The sequence below is a fragment of the Streptomyces sp. NBC_01006 genome, assembly GCF_045162725.1.
In the GTDB taxonomy this organism is placed as follows: Bacteria; Actinomycetota; Actinomycetes; order Streptomycetales; family Streptomycetaceae; genus Streptomyces.
This window is the reverse complement of record NZ_CP108700.1, coordinates 6,725,282-6,751,436: the sequence shown is the minus strand read 5'-3', so window position 1 is coordinate 6,751,436 and position 26,155 is coordinate 6,725,282. Positions and strand designations below refer to the sequence as shown.

Annotated in this window: 20 protein-coding genes and 1 pseudogene; 9 read left to right on the top strand and 12 right to left on the bottom strand. The window is 71.5% G+C overall.

Annotation, left to right across the window (positions count from 1 at the left end):
- The first annotated feature begins 90 nt into the window (after positions 1–90).
- On the top strand, positions 91–2,544 hold the full coding sequence (locus OG509_RS30590) for a Tex family protein (protein WP_406185833.1): 2,454 nt from the start codon (positions 91–93) through the stop codon (positions 2,542–2,544).
- 125 nt (positions 2,545–2,669) lie between these two features.
- On the opposite strand, the gene OG509_RS30585 is transcribed toward OG509_RS30590, so the two are convergent.
- Together OG509_RS30585 and OG509_RS30580 are read right to left on the bottom strand one after the other, a co-directional pair.
- On the bottom strand, positions 2,670–4,322 hold the full coding sequence (locus OG509_RS30585; RefSeq protein ID WP_406185831.1) for a bifunctional aspartate transaminase/aspartate 4-decarboxylase: 1,653 nt from the start codon (positions 4,320–4,322) through the stop codon (positions 2,670–2,672).
- A 55-nt stretch (positions 4,323–4,377) separates the two neighbouring features.
- Positions 4,378–6,228: an AMP-dependent synthetase/ligase gene (locus OG509_RS30580; RefSeq protein ID WP_406185830.1), complete on the bottom strand. Its 1,851-nt coding sequence runs from the start codon at positions 6,226–6,228 to the stop codon at positions 4,378–4,380.
- An 85-nt stretch (positions 6,229–6,313) separates the two neighbouring features.
- On the opposite strand from OG509_RS30580, the gene OG509_RS30575 reads away from it, so the two are divergent.
- The gene (locus tag OG509_RS30575; RefSeq protein ID WP_385580693.1) at positions 6,314–7,051 is read left to right on the top strand and encodes a MerR family transcriptional regulator; all 738 of its coding nucleotides are present in this window, start codon (positions 6,314–6,316) and stop codon (positions 7,049–7,051) included.
- Positions 7,052–7,106: 55 nt separating this feature from the next.
- Here OG509_RS30575 and OG509_RS30570 read toward each other — a convergent pair whose 3' ends face one another.
- From OG509_RS30570 to OG509_RS30545, 6 genes and pseudogenes are all read right to left on the bottom strand, one after another.
- On the bottom strand, positions 7,107–9,278 hold the full coding sequence (locus tag OG509_RS30570; RefSeq protein WP_406185828.1) for a 3-hydroxyacyl-CoA dehydrogenase NAD-binding domain-containing protein: 2,172 nt from the start codon (positions 9,276–9,278) through the stop codon (positions 7,107–7,109).
- 53 nt (positions 9,279–9,331) lie between these two features.
- Positions 9,332–10,546, bottom strand: a complete 1,215-nt coding sequence (locus OG509_RS30565; protein ID WP_387282406.1) for an acetyl-CoA C-acetyltransferase — start codon at positions 10,544–10,546, stop codon at positions 9,332–9,334.
- A gap of 66 nt (positions 10,547–10,612) precedes the next feature.
- Positions 10,613–11,755 carry an acyl-CoA dehydrogenase family protein gene (locus OG509_RS30560; RefSeq protein ID WP_406185826.1) on the bottom strand — a complete coding sequence of 381 codons (1,143 nt, stop codon included), beginning with the start codon at positions 11,753–11,755 and terminating at the stop codon, positions 10,613–10,615.
- 9 nt (positions 11,756–11,764) lie between these two features.
- Positions 11,765–12,790, bottom strand: a complete 1,026-nt coding sequence (locus OG509_RS30555) for an LLM class F420-dependent oxidoreductase (protein WP_406185825.1) — start codon at positions 12,788–12,790, stop codon at positions 11,765–11,767.
- A complete protein-coding gene (locus OG509_RS30550) occupies positions 12,790–13,947 on the bottom strand; it encodes a CaiB/BaiF CoA transferase family protein (RefSeq protein WP_406185823.1) in 1,158 nt (385 codons plus the stop codon). The genes OG509_RS30555 and OG509_RS30550 overlap by 1 nt, the downstream gene beginning before the upstream one ends.
- Positions 13,948–14,132: 185 nt before the next feature.
- A pseudogene (locus OG509_RS30545) lies at positions 14,133–14,507 on the bottom strand (MmcQ/YjbR family DNA-binding protein); the annotation flags it as partial.
- Between the two features lie 419 nt (positions 14,508–14,926).
- Between OG509_RS30545 and OG509_RS30540 the strand changes: the two are divergent.
- Positions 14,927–16,540 carry a hypothetical protein gene (locus OG509_RS30540; RefSeq protein ID WP_406185821.1) on the top strand — a complete coding sequence of 538 codons (1,614 nt, stop codon included), beginning with the start codon at positions 14,927–14,929 and terminating at the stop codon, positions 16,538–16,540.
- A 236-nt stretch (positions 16,541–16,776) separates the two neighbouring features.
- Entirely contained in the window at positions 16,777–17,931 is a 1,155-nt protein-coding gene (locus OG509_RS30535) for a saccharopine dehydrogenase family protein (RefSeq protein ID WP_406185820.1), read from the top strand.
- 12 nt (positions 17,932–17,943) lie between these two features.
- Here OG509_RS30535 and OG509_RS30530 read toward each other — a convergent pair whose 3' ends face one another.
- Positions 17,944–18,621 carry an endonuclease V gene (locus tag OG509_RS30530; RefSeq protein WP_406185819.1) on the bottom strand — a complete coding sequence of 226 codons (678 nt, stop codon included), beginning with the start codon at positions 18,619–18,621 and terminating at the stop codon, positions 17,944–17,946.
- Positions 18,622–18,647: 26 nt separating this feature from the next.
- Here OG509_RS30530 and OG509_RS30525 point away from each other — a divergent pair, with 26 nt between their 5' ends.
- Positions 18,648–18,947 (top strand): YciI family protein, encoded by a 300-nt coding sequence (locus OG509_RS30525; protein ID WP_406185818.1) that lies wholly within the window; start codon positions 18,648–18,650, stop codon positions 18,945–18,947.
- A 533-nt stretch (positions 18,948–19,480) separates the two neighbouring features.
- Here OG509_RS30525 and OG509_RS30520 read toward each other — a convergent pair.
- Positions 19,481–20,017, bottom strand: coding sequence for a DoxX family protein (locus OG509_RS30520; RefSeq protein ID WP_406185817.1), 537 nt, complete (start codon positions 20,015–20,017; stop codon positions 19,481–19,483).
- Between the two features lie 526 nt (positions 20,018–20,543).
- The gene (locus OG509_RS30515; protein ID WP_406185815.1) at positions 20,544–21,611 is read right to left on the bottom strand and encodes a WD40/YVTN/BNR-like repeat-containing protein; all 1,068 of its coding nucleotides are present in this window, start codon (positions 21,609–21,611) and stop codon (positions 20,544–20,546) included.
- 95 nt (positions 21,612–21,706) lie between these two features.
- Between OG509_RS30515 and OG509_RS30510 the strand changes: the two genes are divergently transcribed.
- The 4 genes from OG509_RS30510 to OG509_RS30495 all read left to right on the top strand — a co-directional run bounded on the left by OG509_RS30510 (position 21,707) and on the right by OG509_RS30495 (position 25,778).
- Complete coding sequence (locus OG509_RS30510; protein ID WP_406185814.1) at positions 21,707–22,123, top strand: (4Fe-4S)-binding protein; 417 nt, start codon at positions 21,707–21,709, stop codon at positions 22,121–22,123.
- Between the two features lie 178 nt (positions 22,124–22,301).
- On the top strand, positions 22,302–22,718 hold the full coding sequence (locus OG509_RS30505; protein WP_406185813.1) for an SsgA family sporulation/cell division regulator: 417 nt from the start codon (positions 22,302–22,304) through the stop codon (positions 22,716–22,718).
- A gap of 220 nt (positions 22,719–22,938) precedes the next feature.
- Positions 22,939–24,579, top strand: a complete 1,641-nt coding sequence (locus OG509_RS30500; protein ID WP_406185812.1) for an ABC-F family ATP-binding cassette domain-containing protein — start codon at positions 22,939–22,941, stop codon at positions 24,577–24,579.
- Positions 24,580–24,806: 227 nt separating this feature from the next.
- Positions 24,807–25,778, top strand: coding sequence for an acyl-ACP desaturase (locus OG509_RS30495; protein ID WP_406185811.1), 972 nt, complete (start codon positions 24,807–24,809; stop codon positions 25,776–25,778).
- Positions 25,779–25,905: 127 nt separating this feature from the next.
- Here OG509_RS30495 and OG509_RS30490 read toward each other — a convergent pair whose 3' ends face one another.
- Positions 25,906–26,151, bottom strand: a complete 246-nt coding sequence (locus OG509_RS30490; protein WP_030162223.1) for a WhiB family transcriptional regulator — start codon at positions 26,149–26,151, stop codon at positions 25,906–25,908.
- Between the last annotated feature and the right edge of the window lie 4 nt (positions 26,152–26,155).

The window sequence follows — 26,155 nt, the reverse complement described above, 5'->3', positions numbered from 1 at the left end:
GGGCCGGGCGCGGGGCTCCCGGACGCCGTCACCGCCACCTGCCACAATTGGCAGCCTTCCAGTGCAAACGAAGGCAGGCGGGACCCGATCGTGACGATGTCCATCGAAGGCAGGATCGCCGAGGAGCTCGGCGTACGGGAGCGGCAGGTCAAGGCCGCCGTCGAGCTGCTCGACGGCGGCTCCACCGTGCCGTTCATCGCGCGCTACCGCAAGGAAGCGACCGAGATGCTCGACGACGCCCAGCTGCGCACCCTTGAGGAGCGGCTGCGGTATCTGCGCGAGCTGGAGGACCGGCGCGCGGCGATCCTGGACTCCGTACGGGAGCAGGGCAAGCTCGACGCCGAGCTGGAGGCCCGGATCAACGCGGCCGACACCAAGGCCCGGCTGGAGGACATCTACCTCCCGTTCAAGCCCAAGCGGCGCACCAAGGCGCAGATCGCCCGTGAGGCCGGCCTGGAGCCGCTCGCCGACGGCCTGCTGGCCGACCCGTCGGTGGAACCGGCCGCCGCCGCGGCCGCGTTCGTCGACGCCGACAAGGGCGTCGCCGATCCGGCCGCGGCCCTGGAGGGCGCCCGCGCCATCCTGACCGAGCGCTTCGGTGAGGACGCCGACCTGATCGGCGAGCTGCGCGAGCGCATGTGGGGTCGCGGCCGGCTCGCCGCGAAGGTCCGCGAGGGCAAGGAGGAGGCGGGCGCCAAGTTCGCCGACTACTTCGACTTCGCCGAGCCCTTGACCGCGCTGCCCTCGCACCGCGTCCTCGCCATGCTGCGCGGGGAGAAGGAGGACGTCCTCGACCTCACCCTGGAGCCGGAGGCGCCGAGCGAGACCCCCGGCCCGTCCACGTACGAGGGCATGGTCGCCCGCCGCTTCGGAGTGAACGACCGCGGCCGCCCCGGCGACAAGTGGCTGGCCGACACCGTCCGCTGGGCCTGGCGTACGAAGATCCAGGTGCACCTCGGCATCGACCTGCGGATGCGGTTGCGCCAGGCCGCCGAGGACGAGGCCGTACGGGTCTTCGCCTCCAACCTGCGCGACCTGCTGCTCGCGGCGCCCGCCGGCACCCGGGCGACGCTCGGCCTCGACCCGGGCTTCCGCACCGGTGTGAAGGTCGCCGTCGTGGACGCCACCGGCAAGGTCGTGGCCACGGACGTGATCTACCCGCACGTGCCGGCCAACAAGTGGGACGAGTCCCTCGCCAAGCTGGCCCGCCTCGCCAAGGAGCACGCGGTCGAGCTGGTCGCCATCGGCAACGGCACGGCCTCGCGCGAGACCGACAAGCTCGCCGGGGACCTGATCACCCGCCACCCCGAGCTGGGGCTCACCAAGGTGATGGTGTCCGAGGCCGGCGCCTCCGTGTACTCGGCCTCCGCGTTCGCCTCGCAGGAACTGCCGGACATGGACGTGTCGCTGCGCGGCGCGGTGTCCATCGCCCGCCGCCTCCAGGACCCGCTCGCCGAGCTCGTCAAGATCGACCCCAAGTCGATCGGCGTCGGCCAGTACCAGCACGACCTCTCCGAGGTGAAGCTCTCGCGCTCGCTCGACGCGGTGGTCGAGGACTGCGTGAACGGCGTCGGCGTGGACGTCAACACCGCCTCCGCTCCGCTGCTCTCGCGGGTGTCGGGCATCAGCGGCGGGCTCGCCGAGAACATCGTGGCCCACCGCGACAACAACGGCCCCTTCCGCAGCCGCAAGGCGCTCAAGGACGTGGCACGGCTCGGCCCGAAGGCGTACGAGCAGTGCGCGGGATTCCTGCGGATCCGCGGCGGGGACGACCCGCTGGACCTCTCCAGCGTGCACCCCGAGTCGTACCCGCTGGTCCGGGGGATGGCCAAGACGGCCGGCAGCGACGTGGCGGCGCTGATCGGCAACACCGGCGTGCTGCGCTCGCTGCGGCCGGAGCAGTTCGTCACCGAGGCCTTCGGCCTGCCGACCGTGACGGACATCCTGCGCGAGCTGGAGAAGCCGGGCCGCGACCCGCGACCCGCGTTCAAGACGGCCACCTTCAAGGAGGGCGTCGAGAAGATCGGCGACCTGGCGCCCGGGATGATCCTGGAGGGCGTGGTCACGAACGTGGCCGCGTTCGGCGCCTTCATCGACATCGGCGTCCACCAGGACGGGCTGGCCCACGTCTCGGCGCTGTCGAAGAACTTCGTCAAGGACCCGCGTGACGTGGTCAAGCCGGGCGACATCGTCCGGGTGAAGGTCCTGGACGTGGACATCCCGCGCAAGCGGATCTCGCTGACGCTGCGGCTGGAGGACGAGGCCGACCGCCCGGCGGGCGGCGCTCCCCGCCAGCGCGAGGACCGCCAGGAGCGTCAGGAGCGGCGCGGCGGCGGCCGTCCCCCGCAGCAGCGCGGCGGCGGCCAGAGCGGCCAGGGACAGGGCCAGGGCGGCCAGGGCCGGGGTCAGGGCGGCGGCGGCCAGCGCCAGGGAGGGCAGCGCCAGGGCGGCAACGCCTCCCCGGCCCCGGCCAACAGCGCGATGGCTGACGCCCTGCGCCGCGCCGGCCTCACCGGCGCCCCCGAGGAGCGCCGCAAGCGCTAGGCGGTTTCCTCGGGATCACCTTGCTGACCGGTTGAAGCCGGCGGCGAGGTGGATGGTGGCGGTCTTGTCGAAGGCCCGCGGGTGCCCGCCGTACGGCGGGCACCCGCAGGGACGTGCCGGCGGCGCTAGTCCGCCCGCGCGCGCTGCCATTCCGTCGCGTACTCCTGGAAGATCTCTCTCAGGTGGTGGCCGACCTTGAGGTAGTCGAGGTCGTCGAGGTTGGCCAGGGAGACCCGGACCGACCACTGCGGGCCGTCGAAGCCGCCGCCGTTCAGCAGCACCACCGAGGTCTGTTCCGCGAGGCGGAACAGGGGGTCGACGGGCTCGTAGTTCTTCTCCAGGAACTGCGCGAACTCCTTGCCGTGGACCCGTTCCGCCTCCGCCAGCAGGTCGAGTTCGACGTAGTACCCGGCCCGCCGGTCGTCCTCGGCGATCTTCATTCCGGCGCCCTCCAGCAGCAGGCCGAGCCGCCTCCGGACGATCCCGCGGATGCGCTCCTTGTACGCCTGGCCCTCCTCCAGCAGGTCGAACAGCGAGAAGAGCACCATCAGCGCCTGCTGCGGCGGGGAGAGCCCCGCCGTGTGGCCCAGCGCCACCGAGCGGGAGTCCGCCACCATCCGGTCGATGAACCGGATCCCCGCCGGCTCCGGGCTGAGCGAACCGTACCGCCGGGCGAGCCGCTCCTTCTCCTCCCGCGGGAGGTCCGCGATCATCTCGTCGATGACGTTGTCGTCGTGCAGGCCGATGACGCCGAGCCGCCAGCCGGTCGCCCCGTAGTGCTTGGAGTACGAGTACACCAGCAGCGTGTTGCGCGGCAGTTCGGCGGCGAGCGAGCGGAAGCCGGGCACGAACGTGCCGTACACGTCGTCCGTGACGATCAGCAGGCTCGGGTTGGCGGTGGCCACGATCTCCTTGATCTGCCCCGCCACCCGGTCGCTCAGCGCGAGCGAGGGCGGGTTGCTCGGATTGACCAGGCAGACCAGCTTGACCTCCGGGTCGGCCAGCTTGGCGACCTCCTCCGGCGGGTAGCGCCACTGGCGCACGCCCGTCTCGGCGAACAGGCTCGCGCTGACCTCGACCACCTCGAACTCGAAGGTGTCGAGCCCGGGGATCTCGACGTACGGGGCGAACGCCGGGGTCATCAGGGCGATCTTGTCGCCCTTGTGGAGGATCCCGTTCTGGACGAGCGAGTCGAAGACGTAGCACATCGCGGCCGTGCCGCCCTCGGTGGCGAACAGCGACAGGCGGTCCACGGCCGGCCGTTCGCCGAAGATCTCGAAGTCGAGGTAGCCGCGGACGATCTGCTCGGCGTGCACCAGCATCCGGTCCGGTACCGGGTAGTTGTCGCCGATCACGGCGTCGGCCAGCTCGTGCACGAGGGCGTCCTCGTCGAACCCCCACCGCGACAGGGCGTACGCGACGCACGCGGAGAGCAGCTCGGTGCCGGGCAGCTCCGGGTGGCGGCGGATCCAGGAGTCGAACCGCTTCCCGATCCCGCGGCGCTCCGGCATCCCGCCGAGGTGGTCGGCGGTCCACACGCGCCGGGACTCGTCGAGGGCGAAGTAGCCGAGGGCGTGGAAGGCCTCGCGGGGGCCGGTCGCGATCCAGTTGGGGTTGCCGCGGCCCGCGTTCAGCATGGCGCGGGCGGTGGTGTCCTTCTGGCCCGGCCGGTCGGCCTGGGCCGCCTGGGCGAGCTGGATGAACCTGTCCTTCAGCTCGAACGGGCCGAGCCGTGCGAGGGACTGGATCTCCTCGCGGCTGAAACGCGTCTCCGGCATCTTCCCAGCCTCGTCCGGCGGGCGCCCGCGCGCCCACCGGACGGGGCCATCCGGGCTACTGCGCCCCGGCCCGGCCCGGATCCTCGTACGGGTCGGCGTACAGCGCGTCGATGAGGGCGCCGTACTTCTCCCGGACCACCCGGCGGCGCAGTTTCAGCGACGGGGTGAGCTCCCCGGACGCGGGGCCCCACTCCTGCGTCAGCAGCCGGTACCGCTTGATCTGCTCGGTCCGGTTGAGCCGGGCGTTGGCCGCCTCGACCGCGGCGGCGATCTCCTCCCGGACGGCCGGGTGCTCCGCGAGCCCGGCGAGCGAGCCGGCCTCGATGCCGCGGGCCGCCGCCCACGCCGGGGCCACCTCCCCGTCCAGTACCAGCAGGGCGACGAGGTAGGAGCGGCCGTCGCCGTGCACCAGGGCCTGGCCGATCAGCGGATGCTCCTTGACGGTGTTCTCCACCAGGGCCGGCGAGACGTTCTTGCCGTTCGAGGTGATGATGAGTTCCTTCTTGCGGTCGGTCAGCCAGAGGAACCCGTCCTCGTCGAGCCGGCCGACGTCCCCGGTCGGGAACCAGCCCTCGGCGTCGTGCGCGCTCTCCACCGACCCGTCGGGCCGCAGGTAGCCGGCGAAGACGGTCGCGCCCCGTGTGAGGACCTCCCCGTCCTCGGCGAGCCGCAGCTCCAGCCCCTCGATCGGCCGCCCCACCGAGCCCAGCCGGAAGCCGTCCGGGCTGTTGATCGTGCACACGCCCGAGGTCTCGGTGAGCCCCCAGGCGTCCATGATGGTGATCCCCCAGCCCGCCCAGAACCTGACCACGTCGATGGGCATGGGCGCGGTGGCGCTGGCCGTCCACTCCAGCCGGTCCAGCCCGGCCAGGCCCAGCAGCGGGTCCAGCACCTGCTCCTTCGCCCGGGCGTACGAGGCTTCGAGCGCGGCCGGGATCCGCTCGCCGCGCTCCCGGTGGCCGGCCCGGGCGCGGGCGAGCTCGTTCGCGGCCTCGATGGACTCCCGCTGGGCCGCCGGAAGCTGCGCGAGCACCGCTCGTACGGACGCGGCGAGCTTCTCCCAGACCCGGGGCACCCCGAAGAACTGCACCGGGTGCAGCTCGCGTACGGCGGCCCCCACGGCGGCCGGGTCGGCGACGAGCCGGACGTGCGCGGCCCGCAGCAGCGGCAGGTAGATGCCGAGGATCCGCTCGGCGATGTGCGCGAACGGCAGGTAGCAGATGTGCTCGGCGTGCTCGGGCAGCTCCGTGCGCCCGTCGATGCGGACGGCCTGGAGCATGATGTTGCGGTGGGTCAGCCGCACGCCCTTGGGGTCGCCGGTGGTGCCGGAGGTGTAGACGACGGTCAGCGGGTCCTCGGGGCGGGTCTCCCGCCAGGCCTTCTCGAAGGCGTCGGGGCGGTGCGTACGGGCGCCGCTCGCGTGCAGGGAGCCGTACGTACGGTGCGGACCCGCCTCGGCGGCCTCGGCCACGACCAGCCGCTCCAGGGGCACCTGGGCGTCGGCGAGCAGCGGTTCCCAGCGGGCCAGCTCGCGGGCGCCTTCGAGGACGGCGACCCGGGCCCGGCTGTGCCGGGCGATGTGGGCGATCTGCTCGGGCGCGGAGGTCCCGTACACGGTGACGGGGACGGCGCCGAGGTGGACGAGGGCGAGGTCGCTCAGCCAGTGCTCGGGGCGGTTGCCCATCATGATCAGGACGTGTTCGCCGCGTTCTATGCCGAGGGCGGCATATCCGGAGGCGAGGACGGCGACCTTGCGGCGGACCTCGGTCCAGTCGAGGGTCGTCCAGCCGTCGCCCTCGCGCCAGGAGAGGGCGGGGAGAGCGCCGTACTCGGCGGCGTTGCGCGCCAGCAGGGCGGGGATCGTGAGCTCTTCGGGTCGTCCGGGCAGTCGCAGTTTCATGGTCATGGGCAGCTCCTGGCCGTTTCACATCGTTGGTGCGACAGCAATACTGTTGAACCCAAGCTGTGGAGCAGAGAGCGAGGCGCAGACGATGGCCGACCAGGCACCCGAGCCGATGCTCACCGTCGACGAGCTGGCGGCCAGGGCGGGCGTCACCGTGCGCACCGTTCGTTTCTACAGCACGCGCGGGCTTTTGCCCCCTCCCGTGATCGGCCCTCGTCGGGTGGGGCACTACGGGCCGGAACACCTGTCCCGGCTGGCGCTGATCGAGGAACTCCAGCACCAGGGCATGACCTTGTCCGCCATCGAGCGCTATCTGGACGCGCTGCCCGACGACCTGAGCGCGCACGACCTGGCGATCCACCGCGCGATGGTGTCCAGTTGGGCTCCGGACGCGCCGCAGGAGGTGTCGCGGGAGGAGCTGGAGAAGCGGGCGGGGCGGAGCCTGTCGGACGCCGACGTCCGGCGGCTGACGGCGATGGACGTGCTGGCACCGGCCGGGGAGGACTTCCGGGTGGACGTCGGCCTGCTGCGGCTGGGGGTCGCTCTGCTGGACGTGCCGATCGCGCACGAGACGATCCTGGTGGCGCGCAAGGTGCTGCTGGAGCACGCGCGGACGGCGGCGCACGAGCTGACGGCGCTCTTCCGGGACGAGGTGTGGGGGCCGTTCACCCGGGGCGAGAGCGATCCCGAGCGGGTGGAGTCGATGAAGGCGCTGTCCGCGCACATGCAGCCGATGGTGGTGCAGGCGCTGGTGACCGCGTTCCAGCGGTCGCTGAAGGAGGAACTACGGGCGGCGTTCGTCTCGGAGTCCGCCGACTCCGAGTGAACGCCGCCCGCGGCGGGTGCTGCGGGTGCTACGGGTCCTACTGGTTCGGCGCGGGTCAGTCTGCGTACGTCTCGCCGCGCTCGGCCTTCGCGACGAGCGAGGCCGGCGGGGTGAACCGCTCGCCGTACTGGTCGGCCAGCTCACGGGAGCGGGCGACGAAGCCCGCCAGACCGCCCTCGTAGCCGTTGATGTACTGGATCACGCCGCCGGTCCAGGCCGGGAAGCCGATGCCCATGATGGAGCCGATGTTGGCGTCGGCGATCGAGGTCAGGACTCCCTCGTCGAGGCAGCGGACGGTGTCCAGGGCCTCGGAGAACAGCATCCGCTCCTTCATGTCCTCGAACGGGATGTCCGCGTCCGGCTTCGCGAAGTGCTCGCGCAGGCCCGGCCAGATGCCGGCGCGCTTGCCGCTCTCGTCGTACTCGTAGAAACCGGCCCCGCCGCTGCGGCCGGGGCGGCCGAACTCGTCGACCATCCGGTCGATGACCATGTCCGCGGGGTGCGCGCTCCACGAGCGGCCCTCGGCCTCGAAGGCCTTGCGGGTCTCGTTGCGGATCTTGCGCGGGAGGGTGAGGGTGAGCTCGTCCATCAGGGAGAGCACCTTGGCCGGGTAGCCGGCCTGGGCCGCGGCCTGCTCGATGGAGGCGGGCTCCACGCCCTCGCCGACCATCGCCACGCCCTCGTTGATGAACTGGCCGATGACGCGCGAGGTGAAGAAGCCGCGCGAGTCGTTGACGACGATCGGGGTCTTGTTGATCTGCCGTACGAGGTCGAAGGCGCGGGCGATGGCCTCGTCGCCGGTGCGCTCCCCCTTGATGATCTCCACGAGCGGCATCTTGTCGACGGGCGAGAAGAAGTGCAGTCCGATGAAGTCCTCGGGGCGCGAAACCCCTTCCGCGAGGCCCGTGATGGGCAGCGTGGAGGTGTTGGAGCAGAGCAGCGCGTCGGGGGCGATGACGTCCTGGATCTCCTGGAACACCTTGTGCTTGAGGGAGGTGTCCTCGAAGACGGCCTCGATGACGGCGTCGCAGCCGGCCAGGTCGGCGGCTTCGGCGGTCGGCGTGATCCGGGCGAGCAGCTCGGCGCGCTGGGCCTCGGTGCTGCGGCCTCGGGAGACGGCCTTGTCGAGCAGCTTCTCGGAGTACGCCTTGCCCTTCGCGGCGGCCTCGGCGGTGACGTCCTTCAGCACCACCTCGATGCCCGCGCGGGCGCAGGAGTACGCGATGCCCGCGCCCATCATGCCGGCGCCGAGGACGGCGACCTTGGTGACCTTGCGGGGCGCGACGCCCTGCGGGCGGCTGCGGCCGGCGTTGACGGCCTGGAGGTCGAAGAAGAACGCCTGGATCATGTTCTTGGCGGTCTGCCCGGTGACCAGCTCGGTGAAGTAGCGGGCCTCGATGGTCAGCGCGGTCTCGAAGTCCACCTGCGCGCCCTCGACGGCGCAGGCCAGGATGTTGCGCGGGGCCGGGTACGGGGCCCCGTTCAGCTGCTTCTTGAGGTTGGCCGGGAAGGCCGGGAGGTTGGCCGCGAACTTCGGGTTCGACGGGGTGCCGCCCGGGATCCGGTAGCCGGGGACGTCCCAGGGCTGCTTCGACTCGGGGTTGGCGTCGATGAAGGCGTGGGCCTTGGCCAGCATCTCCTCGGGGGTGGCGGCCAGTTCGTGGACGAGGCCGTTGTCGAGGGCGCGCTGCGGGTTGTACTGGGTGCCCTGGAGCAGGACCTTGAGCAGCGCGTCGGCGATGCCCATGAGGCGCACCGTACGGGTGACACCGCCGCCAGCCGGGAGCAGACCGAGGGTGACCTCGGGCAGGCCGATCTTGGAGCCGGGGGCGTCGAGGGCGATGCGGTGGTGGGAGGCGAGGCAGATCTCGTAACCGCCGCCGAGGGCCGCACCGTTGATGGCCGCGACGACCGGCTTGCCGAGGGTCTCGATGCGGCGCAGCGAGCGCTTGATGGCGGTGCCGGTCTCGAAGGCGAGGCCCGCGTCCTCGGGGCGCAGCCGGATCATGTCCTTGAGGTCGCCGCCCGCGAAGAAGGTCTTCTTGGCGGAGGTGTAGATGATGCCGCGGATGGAGTCCTTCTCGGCCTCGGCGCGGTCGGCTACGCGCGCGATGGAGTCCTTGAAGGCCTGGTTCATCGTGTTGGCGGACTGGCCCGGGTCGTCGAGGATCAGGGTGACGACGCCGGTCTCGTCCTGTTCCCAGCGGATCGTGGTGGACTCGCTCATGTTTCTCGCTACTTCCGTGTCAGAGAGGAGGTCTGGGGGATACAGGACGCGGTTCAGAGGCGCTCGACGATGGTGGCGACGCCCATGCCGCCGCCGACGCAGAGGGTGACGAGCCCGTAGCGCTTGTCCTGGCGCTCCAGTTCGTCGATGACGGTGCCGAGCAGCATCGCGCCGGTGGCGCCGAGCGGGTGGCCGAGGGCGATGGAGCCGCCGTTGACGTTGACCTTGTCGAGGGAGACGCCCATGTCCTTGACGAAGCGCAGGACGACGCCGGCGAAGGCCTCGTTCATCTCGATCAGATCGATGTCGTCGATGGTCAGGCCGGCCTTGGCGAGGGCCTTGCGGGTGGCCGGGGCGGGGCCGGTGAGCATGATGGTGGGCTCGGAGCCGGAGACGGCGGCCGAGACGATGCGGGCGCGGGGCGCCAGACCGTTGCGCTCACCCGCCTCGCGGGTGCCGATGGCGACGAGCGAGGCGCCGTCGACGATGCCGGAGGAGTTGCCCGCGTGGTGCACGTGGTCGATCTTCTCGATCCAGTGGTACTTCTGCAGGGCGACGGCGTCGAAGCCGCCGAGGTCGCCGATGTCCGCGAAGGACGGCTTGAGCTTCGCGAGGGTGTCGGCGGTGGTGCCGGGGCGGACGAACTCCTCCTGGTCCAGGACGACCAGGCCGTTGCGGTCGGTGACCGGGACGACGGACTTCGCGAAGCGGCCCTCCTTGATGGCGGTGGCCGCGCGCTCCTGGGAGAGGGCGGCGTACTCGTCGACGTCGCGCCGGGAGAAGCCCTCGATGGTGGCGATGAGGTCGGCGCCGATGCCCTGCGGGACGAAGCCGGTGTCCCAGTTGGTCATCGGGTCGTTGAACCAGGCGCCGCCGTCGGAGGCCATGGGGACGCGGGACATGGACTCCACGCCGCCCGCGAGGACGAGGTCCTCCCAGCCGGAGCGGACCTTGGCGGCGGCCATGTTGACGGCCTCCAGGCCGGAGGCACAGAAGCGGTTCTCCTGTACGCCGGCCACCGTGTCCGGGAGTCCTGCGGCGATGGCCGCGATCCGGGCGATGTCGGAGCCCTGGTCGCCGACCGGGCCGACGACGCCGAGGACGATGTCGTCGATGGTGGCGGGGTCCAGGCCGGGGTTGCGCTCGCGCAGGGCGTTGATGAGGCCGACGACCAGGTCGATCGGCTTGGTGCCGTGCAGGGCGCCGTTGGCCTTGCCGCGGCCGCGGGGCGTGCGGATCGCGTCGTATACGTACGCTTCGGTGCTCACTGTCAAAGCCTTTCGGGGAGAGGTCGTGCGTTAGGGGGTGTCCGGCCCTGATCCGCCGGACACCCCCTAACCGAGGAGGGAGCGGCCGATGATCTCTTTCATGATCTCGGTCGTGCCGCCGTAGATGGTCTGTATGCGGCCGTCGGTGAAGGCCCGGGCGACCGGGTATTCGCTCATGTAGCCGTACCCGCCGTGCAGTTGCAGGCAGCGGTCGGCGACCCGCTTCTGGAGTTCGGTCGCCCACCACTTGGCCATCGAGGCGTGCACGTGGTCCAGCTCGCCGTTGGAGTGGTCGACGATGCAGCGGTCCAGGAAGGTGCGGGTGACGGCGCACTCGGTGGCCATCTCCGCTATCTCGAAGCGGATGTGCTGGAGCTTGGAGAGCGGCCGCCCGAAAGCCTCGCGCTCCTTCACGTACGTCGTGGTGATCTCCAGCAGGTGCTCGGCGGCGGCGATGCCGGCCATCGCGATGCCCATCCGCTCCTGCGCGAGATTGGTCATCAGGTGGACGAAGGCGCCGTTCAGCTCGCCGAGCAGGTTCTCCTTGGGGACGCGTACGTCGTGGAAGAACAGCTCGGCGGTGTCCTGCGCCTTCTGGCCGATCTTGTCGAGGTTGCGGCCGCGCTCGAAGCCCTCCGTGCCCCGCTCGACCACGAGCAGCGACAGGCCGTGCGCCCCGCCCTCGGGGGTGGTCTTCGCGACCACGATCACCAGGTCGGCCAGGATGCCGTTGGAGATGAAGGTCTTGGAGCCGTTGAGCACCCAGTGGTCGCCCCGGTCCTCGGCGCTGGTCCGGATCCCCTGGAGGTCCGAGCCCGCACCCGGCTCGGTCATGGCGATGGCGGTGATGGTCTCGCCGGAGCAGAAGCCGGGCAGCCAGCGCCGCTTCTGCTCCTCGGTGGCGAGCGAGGTCAGGTACGGGCCGATGATGTCGTTGTGCAGGCCGATCGCGAGCCCGGCCGCGCCCGCCCGGGTGAACTCCTCCGCGATCACGGCGGCGTAGCGGAAGTCGGTGTTCCCGCCGCCCCCGTACTCCTCCGGGACGGCCAGGCCCAGCAGGCCCTGCCGGCCGGCGGCCCGCCAGGCCTCGCGGCTGACGATCCCGTCCTTCTCCCACTGCTCGTAGTGCGGCAGCACCTCCTTGGTGAGGAAGGTGCGGACCGTTTCACGGAACGCCTCGTGGTCGGCGTCGAAGATGCGGCGTTGCATCGGGGCCCCCTAGAGCCAGCTCTTGACGGTTTCGATCAGCCGGGCCGGCTCGGCTCCGACGGGTGTGACGTTGAGCATGCTGACGCCCGCCTCCCGGAAGGCCTCGACCCGCTCGCGTACGTAGCCCTCCGGCCCGCACAGCGTCATGAGCTCGCAGAACTCGTCCGGTACGGCGGCCGCCGCATCGCGCTTGCGGCCGGAGAGGTAGAGCTCCTGGATCTTCCGGGCCTCCTCCCCGTACCCGTAGGCGACGGCGAGGTCGTTGTAGAAGTTCTTGCCGACCGCGCCCATCCCGCCGACGTACAGCGCGATCTGCGGACGCGCGAGGTCCCGTACGGCGGCGGCGTCCTCGCCGATCGCGAGCAGCCCGCCGGCCACGGTCTGCAGCGGCCCGAGCTCCGGGTCGCGCAGGGCCGCGCCCTCGGCGAGGGCGCTCCCCCACACCGCGTGGGCCTTCTCGGGGAGGAACAGCGTGGGCAGCCAGCCGTCGGCGATCTCGGCGGTCATCCGTACGTTGGCGGGACCGAGCGAGGCGATGTAGACGGGGACCGCTTCGCGGACCGGCCGGGTGAGGATCTTCAGCGGCTTGCCGTGCCGGCCGCCCTTCTCGGGCGGCAGCGGCATGTCGGTGATGCCGTGGTGATCGATCGTCTCGCGGCGCCAGATCCGGCGGCACAGCTCGACGGTCTCGCGGGTCCGGCCGATCGGTTTGTCGTACGGCTTCCCGTGCCAGCCCTCGACCACCTGCGGGCCGGAGGCGCCGAGGCCGAGCAGCGCCCGACCTCCGGAGAGCGCGTCGAGTCCGGCGGCCGTCTGGGCGACGAGGGCCGGGGTGCGCGAGTAGACGTTGAGGATGGCCGAGCCGATCTTCATCCGCTCTGTGCGGGCGGCGAGGTAGCCCATGATCGTCGGGGAGTCGAAGCCCCAGGCCTCGGCGACCCACACGGCGTCGAGCCCGGCCGCCTCCAGCGCCGCCGCCTCGTCGGCGGCCCGGCGCGGGTCCCCGGCGTAGTCGAGCATCATGGACAGTTCCATCAGACCTCTTTCGGGAGCAGGACCGGTACGTCCCAGTCGCGGGCCACGGATTCGGTGTGCGCGCCCGGCAGGGCGGGGCCCGCGGTGACAGCGGCGGGGGTGGCCGAGAACCGGGGCGCGGGGGCGGGCTGGGTGATCCCGCCGAAGTCGGTGAAGGTGGCACGGGCGGCGAGGTGCGGGTGCTGCGGCGCCTCGCGCAGGGAGAGCACGGGCGCCACGCAGGCGTCGGAACCCTCGAACACCGCCGTCCACTCCTGGCGCGTACGGGACTTGAAGCGGGCGGCGACGGCCTCGCGGAGCTCGTCCCAGCGGGCCAGGTCCTTGCGGGCCGGGGCCTGGTCCTTGATGCCGAGCAGTTCGACGAAGGTGTCGTAGAACTGCTGCTCCAGGGCGCCGACCGCCATGTACCCGCCGTCGGAGGTCTCGTACGTGCCGTAGAACGGGCAGCCGCCGTCGAGGAGGTTGGCCCCGCGCCGGTCCTGCCAGCCGCCGGCCGCCATCATGCCGTGGATCATGGCGGTGAGGTGGGCGGTGCCGTCGACGATGGCCGCGTCGACCACCTGGCCGGCGCCGCCGGGGGTGCGGGCGTGCTGGAGGGCCGCGAGCACGCCGATGACGAGGTAGAGCGAGCCGCCCGCGTAGTCCCCGACGAGGTTGGCGGGGACGGCCGGCGCCTCGCCCGGATTCCCGATCATGCCGAGGGCGCCGGTGACGGCGATGTACGCGATGTCGTGCCCGGCGGTGTGCGCGAGCGGGCCGTCCTGGCCCCAGCCGGTCATCCGGCCGTAGACGAGCTTGGGGTTGCGGGCGTGGCAGTCGGCGGGTCCGACGCCGAGCCGCTCGGCGACGCCGGGTCGGAAGCCCTCGATCAGCACGTCGGCCCGCTCGACGAGGTCCAGCACGCGGGCGGGGCCCTCGGCGGACTTCAGGTCGACCAGGACGGAGCGTTTGCCGCGGTTGGTGACGTCGTACGCGGGGTTGACCGCGAGCCCGCCACCGCCGGGCCGGTCCACCCGTACGACGTCGGCCCCCAGGTCGGCGAGGAGCATGGCGGCGAACGGGCCCGGGCCGATGCCCGCCAGTTCGACGACGCGCACGCCCGCGAGCGGGCCGCCGCCGGGCCTGCCGGGCACGTTCCCGTTCCCTGTCACTGCCATCGAGCCCCCAGCATCCGTAGCATCCGTGGCGCGCGCCATTGTGTGACACAACTGATGTAACACCAGTGATGCTAGGAACGCGCTCCACTCAGCACAAGAGCAACCGCTTAGCCGGTTGACGCGTTTCGCGCGTCGGGGCTTGTGGCGAGGCTCGCGTCGGAGCTCGTGCCGGGGCTCGTGTCGAGCCGCCCGTCGAGTTCCTTCAGGTGGCGCTTGAGGGCGACCGTGCGATAGCTCTCCTCCACCCACTCGCACAGCACGTCGAGGGGCGGCGCCCCCTTCTCCCCCAACGGCACGGAGACCCAGCCGGCCCTCCCCAGCCCGTACCCGGTCGGCTCCGCGCCCGGCGCGGTCATGGCGTGGCCGTGCAGCGCCTCGTCCTTGAGCTTCACGGAGAACCCGGGCGACCGCGGGCCGTCGACGCTGCCCAGGAACACGAAGATCTTCTTGTTGACCTTCACGACGCAGTCCTCGGGCCCCCAGGGAAACTCCATCACGGCCTCCGGCAGCCCCCGGGCGAACTCCCGCACCGCCTCCCACTTGCGCACCGCAGCCTTCATCGACGCCTCCCTCACCACAGCGCACACGCGCCCGCACGGACAGTCCCTCCCCACGCTAGCGCCGCCCCCTGACACGGGCCGGGGACTCCTCACCCGCGCCATCGATTACCGGAACCGGAACGACGGCGACATCGGCCCCGCCATCGACCTTTTCGGGGCCTACCCGGACAACTGATGAGAGAACACAAAACCCCTGATCACAGCAGTCGGGAGACGATTTTTAGGCCGGTTCCGAGGCCGTTCCCGCAGGCGCGCGAAATTAAGGCGGGGGGCCTTAAGCGGAAGGACAGAAGCTATGTAATCTGAGCGAGCTTTCAGCCCTGGCCAAGGGCTCACGGAACATAGGGGGCTCGGTGTCCTACCGCCGACTCGCAGCATCTGCGGCCGTCTTCGCGGCCGGCATTTCTCTCATACCGGGCATGGCCCACGCGGCCGGTGCGGACTCCGGCGATGCCCAGGGCATCAGCAAGCCCGACCTGGCCCAGGACGGGCTGAAGGACACCACCAAGTTCTCCAGCCCGGCGAACCGGTCGATCCGGCAGAGCGCTCCGGCCCCCACGAGCAAGCTCGCGGCCGCTCCCATGACGGAGACCGCCGGCGCCGCCAACCCGACCCTCGCGGTCGGCCTGGACGCGTTCGCCGTCAGCGCCCACGGGATCGTCGTGGACAGCTCCATCACCAGCGCGGCCACCCCGCTCGACGTCAGCATCGCCTGGGGCGACGGGGCCGTCACCACCGCCTCCGCCTCCGGCACGCAGGTCGTGGAGTCGGAGCACACCTACGCGGAGCTCGGCACCTACACCGTCAAGGTCACCGTGACGGACAAGGCCGCCAACACCGCGGTCACCAACGAGGTGGCCTTCACGACCGAGGGTTCGGACTACACCCCGTACGGCCCGACCCGCCTCCTGGACACCCGCAACGGCACCGGCGCCGCCAAGGCCGCCAAGGTGGCCCCGTACAGCTCGGCGCACCTGAAGATCGGCGGAAACGGCTCCATCCCGGCCGGCGTGACCGCGGTCGTCCTCAACGTCACCGTCACCGGCACCACCAGCGGCGGCCACGTCACCGCCTTCGCCGACGGCGACGACAAGCCGAGCACCTCGAACGTCAACTTCGTTCCCGGCCAGACCGTCCCGAACCTGGTCATCGTGCCGGTCGGCGAGAACGGCTACGTCAACCTGTACAACGGCGGCTGGGAGTCGGTCGACCTCATCGCCGACGTCACCGGCTACTTCACGCAGACCGCCTCCAGCGGCTACACCCCGCTGGCGCCGCAGCGCTTCGTCGACACCCGCAGCGGCACCGGCACCGCCAAGGGCCAGCTCGCCGGCTACGGGTCCTTCAGCACCCAGATCACCGGCCTCGGCAAGGTGCCTGCCTCCGGCGTCACCGCCGTCGCGCTCAACGTGACCGTCACGGGCCCGAAGAGCGACGGCCACCTGACCGTCTACCCGAGCGGGCAGCCGGCCCCGACCGCCTCGAACGTGAACTTCACGACGGGCCAGACCATCGCCAACTCGGTGATCGTCCCCGTCGGCCCCGACGGCAAGATCAGCCTCCGCAACGGCGGCTGGAACCCGGCCGACGTCATCGTCGACGTCGTCGGCTACTACAGCCCGCAGAGCAAGGGCTCCTACGTGCCGTTCATGCCGATGCGCATGCTCGACACCCGCGACACCGAGAGCCCGGTCCACGGCCCCCTGGGTGGACGCGACTTCATCCACGCGGAGATGTCCTCGCCCGGTGACGGCGTCACCGGCTTCGTGCTGAACACCACGGTGACCAACACCAAGGACAGCGGGTTCCTCGCCGTCGCCCCCGACCCGAACACGCAGTACGCCTACGACCAGGGCACGGCGAGCCTGCCGAACCCGCCCGGCTCCTCCACCCTGAACTGGACGACCGGCAAGACCGTCCCGAACTTGGTACAGGCGAGCACCGGCTCCACCGGCGTCGTCGACTTCTGGAACCAGAGCGACGGCGACACCGACCTCATCGTCGACATCTTCGGCATGTACCAGGAGAACTGAGGCGCGGCGCCCCGCGCCGCTCGCAAGCGCCCCGGAACGGCCGCCCAGGCCGCCTCCGGGGCGCTGTTCTGCGTTCGGGGCGCGCGCGTTAGCCTCAGCCACCGACAGGAGTGGGAGGAGCCGTGATGGACGAAGAGGTTCGGCGGGCTGACGGGGTTGCGGAACACGAACGGGACCGGGATCGGGACCGGGATCGGGATCGGGGCCGGGGCCGGGGCCGGGAACGTTCCTACGACGTGGTGCTCTTCGGGGCGACCGGGTTCGTCGGGGCCCTCACCGCCGAGTACCTCGCCGCGCACGCCCCGGCCGACTGCCGGTGGGCCCTCGCGGGGCGCGACCTCGGGAAGCTGGAGCGGCTGCGCGAGCGGCTGACCGCACTCGACCCCGGCTGCGCCTCGCTGCCCCTGCTGCGCGCGGACGCCGGGGACGCGCGGGCCGTACGGGAACTGGCCGCCTCCACCCGGGTCCTGGCCACGACCGTCGGACCGTACGTCCTGTACGGAGCGGAGCTGGTCGCCGCCTGCGCCGCGGCGGGCACGGACTACGTGGACCTCACCGGCGAGCCGGAGTTCGTCGACCGGATGTACGTCGAGCACGACGCCCGGGCCCGGGAGACCGGCGCGCGGCTCGTGCACGCCTGCGGCTTCGACTCGATCCCGGCCGACCTCGGCGCGTACTTCACGGTGGGGCAGCTGCCGGAGGGCGTCCCGCTCCGGGTGGACGGGTTCATGCGCTCCAACGCGACCTTCTCCGGCGGAACCCTGGCCTCCGCCCTGACCGCCATGGGCCGCGGACCGCAGACCCTGGCCGCGGCGCAGGTGCGCCGCCTCCACGAGCCCCGGCTGCCGGGGCGCCGCGTACGAAGCCCCCTGGGCGCGCCGCGGTTCAGCCGGGAGACCGGCACGTGGGCGCTGCCGCTGCCGACCCTGGACCACCGGGTCGTGACCCGCTCGGCGGCCGCGCTGGAGCGGTACGGGCCGGACTTCCGCTATCGGCAGTACGCCTCGGTCAAGCACCTCCCGGTAGCCGTGGGCGGTGCGGCGGCGGTCGGCGGGGCGGTGGCCCTGGCGCAGCTCCCGGCGGCGCGGCGGTGGCTGATGAGCCGCTGGGAGGCGGGCCAGGGCCCGGACGCGGAGCGGCGGGCGCGCAGCTGGTTCACGGTCCGCTTCGTGGGCGAGGGCGGCGGCAGCCGGGTGTTCACCGAGGTCTCGGGCGGCGACCCGGGCTACGGGGAGACCGCCAAGATGCTGGCGGAGTCGGCGCTGTGCCTCGCGTACGACGCCCTGCCGGAGCGGGCCGGCCAGCTCACCACGGCGGTGGCGATGGGCGACGCCCTGCTGGACCGGCTCCAGAAGGCGGGGATCCGGTTCCGGGTGGCCTCGGCTCGCTGAACCGACCGGTGGTCAGGAGGCTTCGCGCAGGGCCCGTCGGCAGAGGGAGTCGGCGTGCCGGGTGGACTCGGGGATCCGGAAGCGCGGGCTCAGCGCGAGCGCGTGGGCGCAGGCGGTGTCGAGCGAGATCCGGTGGCCCACGGAGACGTACACCGGCTTGATCCCGTCCTGCGTGCGCAGCGCCCGCCCGACGACGGCGCCGTCGGCCGCGACCAGCGGGGCCGCGTCGCCGCGCCGGTCCCCCGGCTCCTCGTACGTGAACGTGAAGGGGTTCTTCGCGACGCCCATGCTCGGCAGTCCCGTGACGACCCCGAGGTGGCAGGCCAGGCCGAAGCCGCGGGGGTGGGCGAGCCCGTAGCCGTCGCAGACGACCAGGTCGGGGGCGGCGGTGAGGGAGTCGAGCGCGGCGAGCACGGTGGGCAGCTCCCGGAAGGCGAGGAGCCCGGGCACGTACGGGAAGCTGACGTGCCCGACGGCGGTCGCCTCCTCGACGACCTCCAGGGTGGCGGCGTCGAGGACGACGGCCGCGGCGGCGACCAGGTCGCGCTCGTCGTCGTAGGCGACGTCCACGCCCGCGACCAGCCCGCGCCCGGGTGGTGGGCCGGCCTCGTCGAGCACCACACTCTTACGCAGTTCGTCCTGTATCGCCCGGGCCTCGGCCTCATCGGCGGGGGTCTTCACACTCGTCATGATGGTGCGAGAGTAGCCTGACGATCATGTTCGTCATGGAGCTCTCGTACACCGCACCCATCGAAGCCGTCGAAGACGAGCTGGACGCCCACATCGCGTGGCTGGACGGCTACTACGCCTCGGGCGTCTTCCTCGCCTCGGGCCGCAAGGTCCCGCGCGAGGGCGGCATCATCATCGCGGCGGGCGTCTCCCGCGCGGAGGTCGAGCGCATCGCGGCAGAGGACCCCTTCACGGTGGCCGGCGTCTGCGAGTACCGCATCACGGAGTTCATCGCGACGAAGACGTCGTCGGACCTGGCGACGGTACGGGAGAACCCGGGGGCTTAGGGGTCGGGAGACGTCGGTCGGGGTGCCGGGGTCGGGACCCCCTGGTTCGGGGTCGGTGGGGTGTCCGGGGGCGTCCCGTCAGTCCACTGTCCTTCCGTGTCGGGTCGGTCCGTCAAGGGCGCTCACTTCGTTCGCGTCGCTACGCGATGGCCTTCGGCCACCCTTGGCCGACCGCCCCGCCCCGGAACGCCATAAGACTGCCGGGAAGCCCCCGAAGGAATGGCCGGGAGGATACCGACCAGGAGCGGCCCCGTCGGAGATGCCTACCAGGGCTTCCCTGTGACCCCGTACCCCACTCCCCGGAACCACCAAGCCCGGCCGGTAACGGGGCGCGGGGAGGGCCAACCTGCACCGGACAGCGACGAGATGACGATGCCGTGCCAGTTCGCGGCGGATCGCTACGCGCTCCTCTCGGCATGGCGTCCGGCGACCGTCTTGGCTGGACATAGGCCGCCCACGACCGGGACGAAATCCGCGACGACGCGACTGCGGGTCGTTCGTGCTGATTTGGCGAGCGGCGGGACGGAGGTGGGTCAGTCACGGATGAGAAGGACGACCAATCCCGCTACGGCTCCCAGCACCAGTCCGAGAATGGAGTAGCGGGGTCGCGATTCGCTTAGGACGGGGAGGAAGTGGTCGACGGAGAAGCGGCCCGGTCCGGTGAGCGTGAGGGCGATGACGCCCGCGAAGAGCACGGACTCGAGTTCCACGCCCTTGGGGGCGAAGAAGGCGCTCAAGCCCCGAACGGCCAGGATGTTGATGAAGGTTCCGGTCAGGGCCGCGCCGGCGAGCGGAGTGAGCAGGCCGAGGGCGAGACCCAGGCCACCCAGGGTCTCGGAGAGACCGGCGATGGCGGCCATGGCCTTCCCGGCGGGATAGCCGCTCATCGAGAAACCCTTGCCGGTGGCGGTGAAACCGGGGCCGCTGAACCAGCCGAAGAGCTTCTGCGTGCCGTGGCCGACCATGGTGAGGCCGACGACGAGCCGGAGCACGAGCAGGCCGACGTCGTGGGTGGCGGTGGTTGCGGACGTGGTACCAAAGATCGCGCGGTCCCGTAGTTCGTACGCCATGAACGTCCGTTTCTTCCGTCGCCTGCGAGCGACGGCCACCCTATGACGCTCCGTTGCATTGACCCGGCCGCAACGTCGTCGGCCCCCATCGTCGACCCGTTCGGCCGCAGAACAACCGCGCCCAGCCCCAGACGGTCGTCGGACGCCATGACGAGAGGAGCACGTAGCGATCTGACGCGCCCCCGTTACCGGTTGGGCTCGGTGGTCCCGGGAGGAGAACTCCGGACGGCAGGGGGCGCGGTTCAGCATCTCCGACGGGGCCGCTCCTGGTCGGTATCCTCCCGGCCATTCCTTCGGGGGCTTCCCGGCAGTCTTATGGCATTCCGGGGCGGGGCGGTCGGCCAAGGGTGGCCGAAGGCCATCGCGTAGCGACGCGAACGAAGTGAGCGCCCTTGACGGACCGACCCGACACGGAAGGACAGTGGACTGACGGGACGCCCCCGGACACACCACCGACCCCGAACCAGGGGAGCCCGACCCCGGCACCCCGACCGACGTCTCCCGACCCCCCGTACTCAGCTTCCCCTCAAGCCCCCTCCAGCCTCCCCACCCTGCCCTTCTCCCCCGCCGCCCAGCAGCCGCCGTCGTCCGCGCAGTCGACCGTGTCGAACGAGCCCTCGGCCAGTGCCCGCCACGTCCTGCCCCCGTCCGTCGTCACGTCCGTGCCCGTCGGGCCCACCGCCAGGGCTGCGGTGCGCAGGTGCGGGAGCCAGGCCGCGCCCGAGCGGTAGGCGGGTGGCGGGGTCGAAGCCGGGTGCCAGGTGCGGCCCGCGTCCGCCGATACCGCGGCTGCCCGCGGGGAGGCTTCGCCGGTGCGGTAGTCGCCGCCGACCGCGAGGCCCGTCGTACGGTCGCGGAAGGCCAGGGCGAAGACCCCCTTGGCCGGGTCTCCCGCCGGGATGCCCGACTCGGCGATCCGCCAGGTGCGTCCTCGGTCCGCCGAGTGCAGGATCCGGGCGACCGCGCCGCCGCCCGTGGCCAGCCAGACGTCGCGCGACCCGGCCTTCACCAGGCACTGGCCACTGGCCGCGAAGCCCGCCTCGCCCTGCAGGGCGTCCGGCATCCCCGTACTCGGCAGCACCGCCCAGTTGCGGCCGCCGTCGTCCGTCGACAGGATCCGGAACTTGCCGTCCACCGGGTCGCTCATGGCCAGCCCGTGGCGGGAGTCGAAGAAGGTGAGGCAGTCGTAGAAGGCCCGCGGGTCGGGGTTGCGGAAGGCCTCGGTCCAGGTGGCGCCGCCGTCCTCGGTGCGCAGCACCCGCGAAGCCTCGCCCTCCCCGATGGACAGGGCCACCGCGCGCCGCGCGTCGAAGGCCTCGATGTCGCGCAGCTCCAGGCCCTCCGCGACCGCGCCCGGCGGTGAGACGTCACGCCAACTGCGGCCGCCGTCCACCGTGCGCAGCACCGTGCCCTTGGAGCCGGCCACCCAGGCCGTGGAGCGGCTGACCGCCGCCAGCCCGCGGAACCGGGCGTCCTTGCCGGTGTCCTTCAACGCCCAGCCCGCGCGCCCGTCCCGTAAGCCCTGCACGTCGTCCTGGCCCTCCGCGTGCGCGGGGGCGGCCAGCAGGCCCACCGCCAGAGCCGCCGCGCACATGCCAACTCCAAGAAGTCTCATGGCGCCGGAAGCTAATGCACACCGGATTCGGCGTCCAGGGTGCGTCCGCGCCGCCGCGTTCCTACGCTGAGGCCATGCCATCCAAGGAACCCAAGGCCTACGACGGCAAGCGCATCACCGTCACCTACGACACCGGGCGGTGCCTGCACGCCGCCGAATGCGTGCGCGGCCTCCCCGAGGCGTTCGACTCGGGGAAGCGTCCATGGGTGCAGCCGGACGGCGCCGAGCCGGAGCGGGTCGCCGAGGTGATCCGCCGGTGCCCCTCGGGCGCGCTCCAGTACCGGCTCGCCGACGACGGGCCGGCCGAGGAGCCGGACCGGCCGACCACGGTCGTACGGTCGCCCGCCGGCCAGCTCGTGATGCGCGGCGATCTGCGCGTGACGACCCCCGAAGGGACCGTCCGACGGGAGACCAGGGCGATGCTTTGCGCCTGTGGAGTGAGCGGGAACCAGCCGTTCTGCGACCACTCCGGGGCGTGCGGCAGCGACTGAGGCCCCTTCACCCACGCCCCTCCCCTCGTCACTCTGTGCGATCAAACGGACGCGTTCCAGCCAATCGGTGACACAGCTCACGTCAGTTCGCATGCACGGATTTGCCGATTCCGGCGTCTATCCGGTTGCCGGGCTTCACCCCACGCCCGGCAGCAGATCCGCCGCAAGGGAGCGAGCCTTGATCACTGTTATCGAGCAGGCCGTGCAGGCCCGTCTGGTCGCCACCGCCCCGAAGGTCGAGACCGTACCCGTCACGCTCTGCTACGACCGTGGCGATCCCTTCGCCGTGCGCATGGCCTTCCCCGCTCCCGCCACCCTGGAGGGCGTCGAGGTTTCGTGGACCTTCGCCCGCGAGCTCCTCGAATCGGGGCTCGACCGCCCGACGGGGTGCGGCGACGTGCGGGTGCGGCCGTACGACATCGACCGGACCACGATCGAGTTCCACGCCCCCGAGGGCGTGGCGATCGTACTGATGCTGACGGCCGAGCTGCACCGGTTCCTGGAGCGGGCGGCGGCGGTCGTGCCGCCGGGTCTGGAGCACCTGTACCTCGACATGGACCACAGCCTGGCCGAGCTGATGCGCGATCCGCGCTGAAACCCGGCCTCGCCCCCTCCCGCGGTTAATTCGATTGCGGGCGGCTCCGGCCGCCCGTAGCTTCGTCGACGCCCCACTGCCGTCGAAACGGAGCAGGACATTGCTCTTCTGAGGTCCGAGACACCGACCGATCCCACCGATCCCACCGATCCGCCATCGGATCCCACCGTCGGCTGTCTCCCCGCGTTGCACGTACCACTCACGCAACCTGGAGGCCTCCATGAGCCATACCCCTGCATTCATCACCTGCTCCACCCTGTCCTTCGACTGGCCCGACGGCACTCCCGCCTTCGAGGACTTCCAGCTGGTCGTCGGCCCCGGCCGTACCGGCCTGATCGGGCTCAACGGCTGCGGGAAGTCCACCCTGCTGAAGCTCATCGCGGGTGAACTGACGCCGTCTGACGGCCAGTTGTCCGTGGCCGGCACCGTCGGACACCTCCCGCAGAGCGTCACCCTCGACACCGCCCTGCGCGTGGACGAGGCGCTCGGCATCCACACCGTCCGTACCGCCCTGCACGCCATAGAGGCGGGCGAGGCCACCGAGGCGAACTTCGCCGCGGTCGGCGACGACTGGGACGTCGAGGAACGGGCCCTGGCCACCCTGGACCAGCTCGGGCTCGCCCGGATCGGCCTGGACCGTACGGTCGGTGAACTGTCGGGCGGAGAATGCGTGTTGCTGCGCCTCGCCGCCCTGCTGCTCGCCCGTCCCGACGTCCTGCTGCTGGACGAGCCGACGAACAACCTGGACCTGCGGGCCCGGCGCCGGCTGTACGCGGCGGTCGAATCCTGGTCCGGGGTACTGCTGCTGGTCAGCCACGACCGGGAGCTGCTGGAGCGGGTCGACCAGATCGCCGACCTGCACGACGGCGAAGTCCGCTGGTACGGAGGGAACTTCACGGCGTACGAGGAGCAGCTCGCCGCCGAACAGGACGTGGCCGAGCGGATGGTCCGGGTCGCGGAGGCCGACGTGCAGCGGCAGAAGCGGGAACTGTCCGACGCTCACCTGAAGTTGGCGCGGCGCAAGCGGTACGGCCAGAAGATGTACGACACGAAGCGCGAGCCGAAGATCGTCATGGGTGCCCGCAAGCGCGCGGCGCAGGAGTCGGCCGGCAAGCACCGCATCCTGCACACCGAGAAGCTGGCGCAGGCGAAGGAGCGGCTGGACCAGGCGGCGGAGGCGGTCCGGGACGACGACGAGGTCCGGATCGAGCTGCCCGCCACCCAGGTCCCGCCGGGGCGCCGGGTGCTGACCCTGAGCAACGTGCACCTGGCGCACGGGGCCCGGGCCGCGGGCGAGTGGGAGCTGCGCGGTCCGGAGCGGATCGCGCTCGTGGGCCGCAACGGCAGCGGCAAGACGACCCTGCTGCGCACGATCGCAGGCGCGCTCGCCCCGGCGTCCGGTGAGGCGGTCACGCACGTGCCGACGCGGTTCCTGCCGCAGCGGCTGGACGTGCTCGACGAGAGCCGGTCGGTAGTGGAGAACGTGGCCCGCTTCGCCCCGCAGGCCTCGAACAACCTGATCCGGGCGCGGCTCGCGCACTTCCTGTTCCGGGGCGCCCGGGCGGACCGGCCGGCCGGCACCCTGTCGGGCGGCGAGCGGTTCCGGGCGGCGCTGGCGGCGCTGCTGCTGGCGGAGCCGGCTCCGCAGCTGCTGATGCTGGACGAGCCGACGAACAACCTGGACCTGGCGAGCGTACGGCAGCTCACGGACGCGCTGGGGTCGTACGAGGGCGCACTGCTGGTGGCCAGCCACGACGTGCCGTTCCTGGAGTCGATCGGGATCACCCGCTGGCTGCTGCTCGACGGCGAGCTGAAGCCGACCACGGCCGAGGAGGTGCGCGAGGCCCTCTGGCACGAGTGACTCCGCGCCAGCCGCGATGCCCGCCGTCAAGGCGGGTGTCGCGGGCCACCTGCCGGGGCGACTTTCGCTCCGTCGGGCCCTTCCAGCGCGCCCTCAAACTGCACAGATAACGGGATGTAATCGGTCATATGAACGCCTGGGGCTTGGCTGGTCCTCACGCTCCGCTTAACCTACGGATTCGTAGGCTACGGAACCGTAGGTATTTCGCTTTGTCCTCAGGAGCACCCGTGACAATCACCTCTCCCCACCTCGGCAGCTCGGAGGCGTGGACCGACGCCAAGCTGCTGTACGCGCTGGAAGAGGTGGTCGAGAAGGAACTCAACCGCCATCTGAAGGTCACCAAGGACTGGATGCCCCACGAGTACGTCCCGTGGAGCGACGGCCGGAACTTCCCGGGCTTCTTCGAGGACGGCGAGGCCTGGGAGCCGGAGCAGTCCAAGGTCACCGACATCGGCAAGATCGCGCTGGTCGTGAACCTGCTGACCGAGGACAACCTCCCCAGCTACCACCACGAGATCGCCACGCTCTTCGGCCGCAACGGCGCCTGGGGCACCTGGGTGCACCGCTGGACGGCCGAGGAGGGCCGCCACGGCATCGTGATGCGCGACTACCTGCTGGCCTCGCGCGCCGTGGACCCGGACAAGCTGGAAGCGTTCCGCATGCAGCACATGTCGGAGGGCTTCGAGTCCGACAACCGGCACTCGATGCTGCACTCGGTGGCGTACGTGGCCTTCCAGGAGCTCGCGACCCGCATCTCGCACCGCAACACCGGCCACCAGTCCGGTGACCCGGTCTGCGACCGGATGCTGGCCCGTATCGCGCAGGACGAGAACCTGCACATGATCTTCTACCGCAACCTGCTGGGCTCGGCCTTCGAGCTCGCCCCGGACCTGACGATGCAGGCCGTGCGGGACGTCGTGGTCAACTTCCGGATGCCCGGACACGGCATGCCCGGCTTTGAGCGGATGGCCGCGCAGATGGCGATCGGCGGGGTCTACAACCTGCGGATCCACCACGACGACGTGCTGAGCCCGGTGATCCGCTTCCTGAAGATCATGGACATCGACGGTCTCGGCCCGGAGGGCCAGAAGGCCCAGGAGGAGCTCGGGCTCTTCATGAACGGCCTGGACTCCGAGGCCCGCAAGTTCGACGAGCGCCTGGCCGCCCGCGCGGCGCGCATCGCGGCCCGCAAGGCCTGACCGCCGCAGAGCGCCCCAGAGCCCCAGAGCGCCCCGCAACGCCTCGAAACCCTGGCATGGCCCCCGCCCTGCCAGGGTTTCGCGTTTCGCGGGGGCGTCCGGCGCTGCCCGGCCGTGTCGAGCCCGGTCAGCCGCGCGGGCGCAGGGCGAGGCGCTCCGACTCCGAGAGGCCGCCCCAGACGCCGAATCGCTCGTCGTTGGCCAGGGCGTACTCCAGGCATGCCGCGCGGCCCTCACAGGCCCCGCACAGCCGCTTCGCGTCCCGCAGGGACGAGCCGGGCTCCGGGAAGAAGAAGCCCGGGCCCGTCTGGGCGCAGAGGGCGAGGTCGTACCAGGCGGGTGCTGCGGTGGTGGTGGCGGTGTTCATCGACATGCCG